This window comes from Moorena sp. SIO4E2, assembly GCF_010671945.1.
In the GTDB taxonomy this organism is placed as follows: Bacteria; Cyanobacteriota; Cyanobacteriia; order Cyanobacteriales; family Coleofasciculaceae; genus Moorena; species Moorena producens.
In genome coordinates, this window is the sequence record NZ_JAAHIE010000275.1 from 1 (window position 1) to 9,573 (window position 9,573).

The 9,573-nt window shown below is 37.7% G+C and carries 10 protein-coding genes; 4 read left to right on the forward strand and 6 right to left on the reverse strand.

The features are described 5' to 3' along the window. Positions 1 to 367 precede the first annotated feature (367 nt). Complete coding sequence (locus F6K37_RS23665; RefSeq protein WP_287252502.1) at positions 368 to 562, forward strand: hypothetical protein; 195 nt, start codon at positions 368 to 370, stop codon at positions 560 to 562. 575 nt (positions 563 to 1,137) lie between these two features. Here the strand turns inward: F6K37_RS23665 and F6K37_RS23670 are convergent. Then, positions 1,138 to 2,076 (reverse strand): S-layer family protein, encoded by a 939-nt coding sequence (locus F6K37_RS23670; RefSeq protein WP_287252504.1) that lies wholly within the window; start codon positions 2,074 to 2,076, stop codon positions 1,138 to 1,140. A 231-nt stretch (positions 2,077 to 2,307) separates the two neighbouring features. After that, positions 2,308 to 2,562, reverse strand: a complete 255-nt coding sequence (locus F6K37_RS23675) for a hypothetical protein (RefSeq protein ID WP_287252506.1) — start codon at positions 2,560 to 2,562, stop codon at positions 2,308 to 2,310. 546 nt (positions 2,563 to 3,108) lie between these two features. On the opposite strand from F6K37_RS23675, the gene ectA reads away from it, so the two are divergent. Genes ectA through F6K37_RS23690 form a run of 3 tightly spaced genes read left to right on the forward strand, consistent with a single transcriptional unit; the run spans position 3,109 to position 5,320 of the window. Next, positions 3,109 to 3,615 (forward strand): diaminobutyrate acetyltransferase, encoded by a 507-nt coding sequence (gene ectA / locus F6K37_RS23680; protein ID WP_287252507.1) that lies wholly within the window; start codon positions 3,109 to 3,111, stop codon positions 3,613 to 3,615. A 10-nt stretch (positions 3,616 to 3,625) separates the two neighbouring features. Next, positions 3,626 to 4,876 (forward strand): diaminobutyrate--2-oxoglutarate transaminase, encoded by a 1,251-nt coding sequence (gene ectB / locus F6K37_RS23685; protein ID WP_287252509.1) that lies wholly within the window; start codon positions 3,626 to 3,628, stop codon positions 4,874 to 4,876. A gap of 45 nt (positions 4,877 to 4,921) precedes the next feature. Beyond that, positions 4,922 to 5,320, forward strand: coding sequence for an ectoine synthase (locus tag F6K37_RS23690; RefSeq protein WP_287252511.1), 399 nt, complete (start codon positions 4,922 to 4,924; stop codon positions 5,318 to 5,320). 303 nt (positions 5,321 to 5,623) lie between these two features. Here the strand turns inward: F6K37_RS23690 and thpD are convergent, their stop codons facing one another. The 4 genes from thpD to F6K37_RS23710 form a co-directional block, all read right to left on the reverse strand. Beyond that, complete coding sequence (gene thpD / locus F6K37_RS23695) at positions 5,624 to 6,514, reverse strand: ectoine hydroxylase (RefSeq protein WP_287252513.1); 891 nt, start codon at positions 6,512 to 6,514, stop codon at positions 5,624 to 5,626. Positions 6,515 to 6,871: 357 nt separating this feature from the next. Beyond that, positions 6,872 to 7,894, reverse strand: a complete 1,023-nt coding sequence (locus tag F6K37_RS23700) for a hypothetical protein (RefSeq protein WP_287252515.1) — start codon at positions 7,892 to 7,894, stop codon at positions 6,872 to 6,874. A gap of 129 nt (positions 7,895 to 8,023) precedes the next feature. Continuing rightward, complete coding sequence (locus tag F6K37_RS23705; protein ID WP_287252517.1) at positions 8,024 to 8,212, reverse strand: hypothetical protein; 189 nt, start codon at positions 8,210 to 8,212, stop codon at positions 8,024 to 8,026. Positions 8,213 to 8,529: 317 nt separating this feature from the next. Continuing rightward, complete coding sequence (locus F6K37_RS23710) at positions 8,530 to 8,964, reverse strand: helix-turn-helix domain-containing protein (protein WP_008191437.1); 435 nt, start codon at positions 8,962 to 8,964, stop codon at positions 8,530 to 8,532. Positions 8,965 to 9,573: the final 609 nt, after the last annotated feature.

A 9,573-nucleotide genomic window follows, 5' to 3' on the forward strand; every position in this document is an offset into this window, starting at 1 on the left:
TATCGCGATTATCCCAAATTACTGAAATTTCCGATAGTCAACATTATCGAAAATTGCTGAAATGTCCAACAGTAAAGGATTTTCACGGCTTTGTTGCTGAAGCTAAAGCGATTGACATGCGGTCACGCTATGCGAACGCGAATTGCTGAAATTTCCGACAGTAAAGGATTTTCACAGCTTTGTTGCTCAACAAGGCGCTATCGTGCCGACTCCAAAATTGTTGTAATTTTCGATAACTAACGCGCGTTGCTTAATCTAGCTCTATCGCGATTATCCCAAATTGCTGGAATTTTCGATAACGACCAAAATTACTCAACAAGGGGCGATTGACATGCAGTCATGCTACGCGATGAAGCGTTCGCAAAGCGTGGCCCAAAGGCCTCAGCTTCCGCGCTTATGCGATGCTCGGTACGAGCCGCTACGCGATCGGCGAAGCCGCGCCAAAGGCGATCGCATTATTTCTAAAATTGCTGAAATTTCCAACAGTAAACGAATTCGACTGAAGTTAATTAAGCTAGCGCTATCGTGCCGACTCCAAAATTGTCGAAATTTCCAACAGTAAAGGATTTTCACGCTTTGTTGATTAACCTAGCTCTATCGTAATTATCCAAAATTGCTGAAAAGTCCAACAGTGAACGAATTCGACTGAAGTTAATTAAGCTAGCGCTATCGTGCCGACTCCAAAATTGTCGAAATTTCCAACAGTCAGAGGATTGAGTGGGAAAAATTTCTGGCTGCCCAGCGTGATCGACTGCTGTTGCTAGTCAAAGTTAATCAAAGTGCGATCCACAGCGCTTAAAGGGATTGACCTTGGCCAAAAGGCCACGCATGAATCAGCAACAGTGATCGGATTAGATTGAAGCGACTTAACTTAGCGCTATAGTTAGTCAATCAGATGCCAATTCCATCATTTCCAAAATTGTTGAAATTTTCAACAGTAATAGAATTAGCCTGAAGCGACTTAACCTAGCGCTATACTTATCAAGGCCAACTTTAAATAGCGCTATAGTTATTCAGACAATTGCTGTAATTTCCAACATCAACAGGTGGAACGGGCATCTTGCATCAACAGGTGGAACGGGCATCTTGCCTGTTTCTTGAAGTTAATCGCAACATCAACATTATCCATCCGATGGCTCAACCCTTGCTACCACAAGACCTAGGACTATACCAATTACTCTTAGGAGTAACAGTATTCGGTTCAGCGGTCAGGATAATCGTACCATCCTCGCCAACAGTCCAACCTTGAGCTTCCACTATTTTCTTCTTCCGACGAGCAGGAGTAGGAGTATTGGCAGTGCGACGTTTACCTCTCATTGGTAAGTAACTGACCTCAGGAGTAGGAGTAGAGGTAGCTTCTTCGATGGTCTCTTCTTCGGTATTAAGGGTTCTCCAATCTACCCATACAGACTGGCTATTCATTGGGTCTAGGGGACTCGGGGGTAAGCCACCTCGTCCAGTAACAATGAATTCACCCAGTTGATCTACTGCTACTTTTCCACTCCTGGGACAATTAGCCACAATTAATTGTGAGGGGTCAACTGTTGATGTTGGTAAATTCTCAGGATCCTCGCCAGGATTAATTGCGGAATTGATCTCCAGCAATCCAAATAAAGACAAATCTCCTGTCAAACTAATAGCAGAGATATCATTAAATCGAGTCAGACCTTGCTGTGAGGTGAAGTTTCCGAATAAGCCTTGCAGGGTGATGTTGATCTCTCCGCCTTGGCCTTGTTGAGCATTAGCAAAGATATCGTTACCTGTTTCACCATCGGAGGGGAATAGGATCATAAATCCACCTTCAATAGTGATGTTCCCGCCTTTGACCTGAACACCTGTAGCATCAGCCAAGATTAGGCTATTGTTATCAAGTGTTGTCAATCCTGATACCTTGAGTTTGATAGTTGCTGCTTCCTGATCTTCTTGGTTATTATTGTTGGAATTTTTTCCGGTAGCAGCTAAAAGTTTGCCGTTGTCTAGGGTAAGAGACTCAGCATGAATTTTCAGTGTGCCAGCTACTCCTCGCTCACTCTCATCCGTGTCGCTGTCTGGAAAACCATCCTGAGCTAATGGCACAGCACTTACTGATATTTGTGCTCCATCTTAGACAGTTAGGTTTTTGGTTGTTATTTTCAAATTGCCAGCATTGTTACCTCCGATGGCAGCAACCACAATCCTGCTCTGGGGGATATCATCAAGGATAACCAGGATATCATTGGACGCCTCGATTTTGACTTCGTTTTTGTCTTGTTTTACTTCTTATATTATTTGTTTATTTTCTTCTATGTCTTCTTCTATGTTTTTGATTTATTTTTCGGGTAGTTTATCCTTTGTTTTTTCCAGTTTATCCTGATTATAGAGGAGTTTAGCAGTTTCTTTTTTAATTCGATGATTTTCCCTATCTAGATCTTTTTGTTGTCGTTTCATTCTATCATTGATCCTATTACCATTTGGTGAGAAGTTGGGATTATTCCCACTAACAATAACTTGTTTCGAAGCGTTAATCGTAATGTTGCCAGCATTGCTGACATCACTATCATTATCATCATTCTGTTGACTCACCTCTACTACCCTGTTTGACTGACAAAACATTTCAGATCGACTGCTAAATAAGGGTTTCAGCACTCTCCGAGCGAACCCGGCGAAGCCCTTTAGTGGCAAGGCTTGAAGGCAAATGATCAACCTTAAAATCTGAAGCCCAAAACGATCAATGCATAAGTGCATTTCCTGTAAGCCCTAGAACCCTTGTCTATACAGAGTTTCAGGGCTTCGCTCGTCAACTTTTGTCAGTCAACCAGCTTGTTGCAAATAATCGACCTATCTTTTTTTTAGCACAAAATGGTGAACACTTTACATTTAAAGCGTTTCAGGCTATTTTGTTACCCCTTCAGAGTCTTGTGGGAATTCCTTCTCTTAGCGATTAATAAAAATTAACAAATAAAAATAATGAAATCCAGGTATAATAGCTTATCGATTACTATTTCACTCAAAAAAAATGCTCAAATGAAATAGAGTACCCATAACTCGATGTCCCTTTGCTTTGAACAATTATGCATGTGTTGTGATGATTGGTTCAAGAACAAAAACTAAAAAAGAAGTCAACTAAATATGAAAGCCGATTCTATTATAACTTACAGACATCCAAGGTTAGAAGATGGACTTGAGGTTTATCATCTAATAAAAAAATGCCCACCTTTAGATGTTAACTCCCAATACTATTATTATCTTATTTGTAGTGATTTTAAAAATACTTGTGTTGTGGCAGAATCTGAGCAGAAAATAATCGGTTTCATCTCTGGTTATTTAAAGCCCGAAAATTCGAAATGCCTGTTTATATGGCAGGTAGCCGTTGCCGAAAAAGCCAGAGGCAGAAAAGTTGCCACGAATATGTTAAAATGGCTAACCAAACAACCAAATTTTAGTGATATTAAAAGTTTAGAAACAACCATTTCACCGGCAAATAAATTATCACAAAATCTTTTTATGGGTTTTGCCGAGGAAAATAAAGCTAATTGCCAAACCAATTCATTTCTTGATGTTTATCATTTTGATACAGAATTACACGATGCTGAGATTTTATATAAAATGTTTCCTCTTAAATTAAATAAAAATTAATTGATAAATCATGAATATTATAGAGTATTTAGAGTCAAATGTTAGAAGTTATATTCATTCTTTCCATGCTGTTTTTGATATTGCTGAAGGTGCAGTAATTTATGATGAACAGGGAAATGAATATATTGATTTTTTTGCCGGAGCAGGGGTTTTGAATTATGGACATAATAATCCAAAAGTGATAAAGGCTTGGATAGAATATCTGCAAAACAATCGTATTGTACACTCACTAGACAAAGCAACTGTTGCCAAAAGGAATTTTCTGCAAAAGTTTTTAGATACTATTCTTGTACCCAGAAATCTTGAATATAAACTGCAATTTACTGGACCAACTGGTACTAATGCAGTTGAAGCAGCCTTGAAACTGGCTCGTATGGTCAAGAAGCGTTCTAATATCATTGCTTTTACCAATGGGTATCATGGTTTAACGATGGGATCACTTGCTATAACAGGCAATCAGTTTTATCATGATCAAGCTTATAGTCTCAGGATAAATGTAGATCATGTCCCTTTTGATGGCTATTTCGGCAAAGACGTTGACACGATTAACTATTTGCGAAAACTATTAATAGATCCCGGTAGTGGTATTGAGATACCCGCCGCAATAATTGTGGAAACTATACAGGGAGAAGGCGGTATTAATATTGCTAGTGAAACTTGGTTAAAAAAACTTCAGGCATTATGTCGTGAGTTGAATATATTATTTATTATTGACGATATACAAGTCGGTAATGGACGAACAGGTACCTTTTTTAGTTTTGAAAAAATTGGAATTCTGCCAGATATGATTTGTTTATCTAAATCCATTGGAGGTGGGCTACCAATGGCACTACTATTGATTCGTCCAGAACTTGATCAATGGCTTCCTGGAAAACATACAGGTACATTTAGAGGTAATAATTTGGCTTTTGTTGCTGCAACGGAGTTACTTGGTTATTGGGAAAACGATGATTTAACCAAGGCTGTTGAATATAAATCTAAGATTATTCAAAAATCATTACAAAAACTTGCTGATGAATTGCCAGAATTACAAATGCAAGCTAGAGGTAGAGGTATGATTTGGGGACTAGAAATGCCGAAAGAAGGTTTTGCAAAACAAGTTTCCACCAGAGCATTTGAAAAAAAAATATTAGTGGAAACTTGTGGTAGCAACAGTCAAGTAGTTAAATTTTTACCGCCACTGATTATTGAAGAAGAGGTGTTAAATATAGGATTAAATAAATTATCAGAAGCGGTAAGAGAAGTTTTTGCTGAAAATTAGTCATACAATATGTAATAATTAGTATATGTAAATAGGAAATACTATATGATTGTACGTCGCTTAAAAGAAATTCTTGGAACAAAGCGGGAAGTTAAAGCACCAAATGGCAACTGGACAAGTCGTCGTTTTTTATTAAAAGATGACCAAGTTGGCTTTTCTCTACATGATACTTTAATTCATGCTGGAACAGAAACTTATATTTGGTATAAATATCATCTCGAAGCTGTTTATTGTGTAGCTGGAAATGGAGAAATAGAAGACATAGAAACAGGTGAAATACATCCTATTTCAGATGGTACTTTGTATTTTTTGAACAAGCACGAAAAACATTATTTAAGAGCAACAGAAACCATGCGTATGATATGTGTATTTAATCCTCCTTTGACTGGAGAAGAGGTACATAATAAAGAAGGTTTTTATGAAATAAATAGTGAGGAAAGCTAATAAAATAATCAACTCCAACAGCTGGGGGGGTGACATGCAAGCTAAAATCCTTACTGCGTAAGATATTCAGCCCATCTGTTACAAAAAAATACATGCTGTTTTGGGCTGATCTTGGACGTAGTTATAAGGGTTTGAGCGTCCAGAAAATCAAAGAAGGGTCAATTTGGGAGTTTATCTTTCCTGAGAGAATTGGCATTAAAGCCTTATATAGTAAGCTTTTCAGGGCTCATGTCACCCCCTCAGCTCCAACAGAGACTTTTTGATAATTTATAGATAAATTATATTTGATTTATCTATAAGAAATTAATGCTCTCTTGATGCAATAAATTCTGGTCTTGGTTTTGTGCCAGCATAGGGAGATATCAATTTATTGTATATACTATTGTAAACGAAGAAAAGATTATATCTAGGAAATGGTGATAAATTGTCAGATGAACCATGAATTATATTACAATCAAAAAATATTACCGAACCTGCTTTGGCTTTAAACGAAATTATACCATGTTTCTTGATTATTTTGGTGATTGAGTCTTTTGTAGGTACGCCATATTCCTGTTTCTTTAAAGAGTGTTTATAATGAGCTTCTGGAGTTTTACCCTGACATTGAATAAAGTATTTATGAGAGCCTGGTACTAGTAGTAATGGACCATTAAACTCATTATTATCAGTAAGCAAAATAGAACAGCTTACAGCTCTCATGTTAGGCATACCATCTTCACTATGCCAAGTCTCAAAATCTGAATGCCAATAAAACCCTTTACCATCAAATCCATCTTTACAATTCATTCTTGATTGATGAATATACGTTGGGCTTCCTAGCAATGCTTCTGCAATATTTAAAATCTTCCGACTGTAACAGAGTTTTTTAAATATTTCATTAGTTTTATGAATATTAAATACAGACCTTACGATTTTAGAGTCTATCTCTCTAATAATTTCTGGATTTTCAGATTCTTCTAAGGAATTTTTTTTTATTTTTTTAGCTTCATTTTTTAAATTATTTAATTCATGAAAAGATAACTGATTTTCAATAATCAAGTACCCATTTTTTTTATAAAAAGTAACTTCTTTGTTATCAAGTTGAGCATTTTCAAATTGTTCAATAGTACCATAAATGATTGGCTCTTTTCTTTTAATAAATCCACTATTGTCTCCCCTAGAAGGGTACAGATCTTGTGCAACATCAACTTTCATAGAATTATTCCTCCAAATATATTGGAATTTTATAAATGGGTTGTTAATGCTACTATTCTATTATCCCTAATGATACCCCAAAATAATGTTTAAATTACTTTTTTTAGTGTTTGGTTTTGAAGCAATCATCAAAACGTTTTGACCCTGGTTGACTGACAAAAGTTGGGAATAAAGCCCCAAATCCCTTTCTCTATAAACTTTTTCGGCTCCAAGGAAAAAGCCTATTCGGTATCTGTTGTTTAACAGGTGAATCGAGCCGGTGAACTCGCGACCACAACTACCGCGCTTATAAGCTTTTCACGGTCTGATGGCTATAAACGCTATAGCCCCCATCGGACAAGCATTCTGGAAGTTTTGTCAGTCAACCAGCTCTACTACCTCAAAAGGGATAGTATTCAAGGCATTAGTATTCAAGGCATTAGCAAGAATTTGTCCACCTTGGGTGACTTCTACTTCCTTAGCCTCGATTATGATATCACCGCCTGGAACTCCCCCGATACCGCGAGTACTTACAAATGAATCATTTGATACGGTTAATTTACCTGTCGTGATCTCAATTCTTCCTCCTTGAGACTTATTGTCTCTAACACCCTGAGTTCCTAGTTTAGTTTCGGTGAATATGCCACTGAGCCTTTTAAGCCCAGAAATCTTCACAAAATCGGTAGCATTGACTGTAATATCACTTGCTGGTATTTTGCCCTGATTCAAAGCTTCTAATTTCCCATCTTTGAGGGATAGAGAGTGAGCTGTAATGGTAATATTACCAACGCCTCCTGGGTTTTTTTTCGCGCTCTCTGGGTTTCCCGCGTTATCACTTACCACAGTTTTGATGTCGCTGTTGGTAATCTCAATCTTATCCTTAGCCGTTATCGTGATATTGCCAGGATTTCCCTTACTGTTCGACCTAACTTGACTAGTAATAAAGCTTCTCTTGCTTAAGAACAGTGATCCAGCTTCAATGATTATATCGTTAGCATCCCCTTTCGCGCTTCTACTGTTGGATCTTGCTCCAATTTGGGCTCGGTCTGTCATGATGAAGTCTCCTTCTACCATGATTGTGATCTTGCCCGCGTTTCCATTTCCTGATGTATTACTACTTATACCATCACCGGAATTAGCTCCTTTATCGGTTTTAAATCCGATCATCCTCAGTGACCCGACACGGATATCTATCGAACCAGCATTACCTCCAGGTTTTGAATTGGTTCCAGCAGCAATTCGAGCTCGACCTCTCTTAGATTCAGGATTGCTCGGATTGCGAGCATCAAGCAATAAGGACTTAGCTTTGATCTCAATGTCTTCGCTCGCTCCTTTCGCTTTTGTGTCATTGGTATTCTCAATTTTGCTGCCGAATCTAACTTCAACTGCTCCCCCAGCCAAGATGGTTATTTTACCTGCATATCTATCCCCTTTATTTTCGATTTGAATTCTACTGTTATCGGCAAGGGTAACATTACCATCGGCCTTTAATAATATATCTCTAGGACGACCCTTTCTTTGATTACGTTGTTATGTTTGAATGGTACCTTGCTTTTTAAGGACTACATCGCCAGTCACATCGATAGTAATGCTACCGGTATCACCATCTCCGTCTGCTCTGGTGGAAATTCCTGGTGTTGGTCTTTCAGATTCAATCATCAGGGAGCCAGTGGTAATTTCAATAAAACGACAAAAAATAACTTTATAAGCAGTTCCCAAGTTATTGATATAAGAAGCGTCTCTCTTTCTATCCCAAATAAATTTTTATATAGATCAAGATTGCTGATGAAACTCTATCCTACATTCCGCAGGTATACTTATATAAGTAAATAATATAGCAGTTTTTAATTGGGTGAGGTACTTTGCTTATCCTGCTTATCCTTTTAAGGGAGAAGGCAGCAATTTTGAAGGTCTTAAAAGCAATCAGCGCCAATAAAGTTTGACACAATCTTACACTCACATGAGCGCTCACCCCAGATTGGGAGAACGATTCACCGCTAGTTCCCCTAAACAGACCCGAAAATAGTAAAGTCCCACTAGCCAAAAAGTTTGGTCAAAATTTCCACAGAAGGATCAACTTCCAGCCACACTGTAGCTCCACAATCCTTGGGACAATTAGGTTGATAAACTAGCCGAGACGGTCCTTTGATTTCCACATAATGACCGTAGGTGTTGCGGTTGCCTTGTTTGACGGTTAGTACAGGCTCGTAGGTGTTGTTCTTTTTATTTTGCCTAATCACGTTCTGGTTGACATGAACGTAAGTGGCCACCTTTTGGAAACCTCTTCTCCAGGTTCCCTTTGGTCCACGGCGACCGGGACTGACCTTGGGCAAGCCATTAAATAAGGGAATTTGCCAAAATCTGCCAACTTTTTGAGCGCCCTTAATTCTGCCATTTTTCAGAAGTTGACGGACTCGTTGGACACAAATCCCTAGAAGAAAAGCTGCTTGGGTAGTTCCGACCACTGTCATTTTTTTTGCTCCTTTAATTAGCGCTATACTTAATTTAACACATTATTTGTGTTTGTGCAAAATTTTTACAAAAATTTACAAATTGATACCGGGAATTTAAATAGCGCTACTCTTTTAGGTGTGGTAAGTACTATATGGGATGATTATGGTTGAGGGTTATACTATAGCGCTAACTATATTGTGGGATTCATGGATGCTTTACTATAGCGCTATATTTAGTCAAGGCTTAAGGGATAAATCAAGTCATTGGTTTTATTTTTTAAATAGCGCTATACTTAGTCAAGTCAAAAATTATCTAGCGCTATTTTTTAGTTAGTTTATATAGCGTTATAGTTTTGTAAAATTTGGTGATCAAGTTTTACTAGCGCTACCCTTTTAGAGGAGTTAAGGGTTGTATAGATTGATTAGATTTAATTTCAAACTTAAGCTAGCGCTATAGTAATCGAATTGAATCATGGACAAACCCAGTGTATTGGCTCATACTAAATCCGGTTTATAAAAGCTTATAAAAGTTAGTCATAAGTTAACCAATGATAATTAGTTAAATTTTTAATCTCTGAGGTCATGCTTTGGAGTAGCTGACAACGAGTTACTAAACGTTCTTCAATT

What these genes read in the sequence shown, in the direction of transcription:
- thpD (WP_287252513.1), bottom strand. Translation starts at nt 6,514, where the DNA reads ATGAAAGTTGATGTTGCACAAGATCTGTACCCTTCTAGGGGAGACAAT.
- F6K37_RS23710 (WP_008191437.1), bottom strand. Translation starts at nt 8,964, where the DNA reads ATGACAGTGGTCGGAACTACCCAAGCAGCTTTTCTTCTAGGGATTTGT.
- ectB (WP_287252509.1), top strand. Translation starts at nt 3,626, where the DNA reads ATGAATATTATAGAGTATTTAGAGTCAAATGTTAGAAGTTATATTCAT.
- ectA (WP_287252507.1), top strand. Translation starts at nt 3,109, where the DNA reads ATGAAAGCCGATTCTATTATAACTTACAGACATCCAAGGTTAGAAGAT.
- F6K37_RS23690 (WP_287252511.1), top strand. Translation starts at nt 4,922, where the DNA reads ATGATTGTACGTCGCTTAAAAGAAATTCTTGGAACAAAGCGGGAAGTT.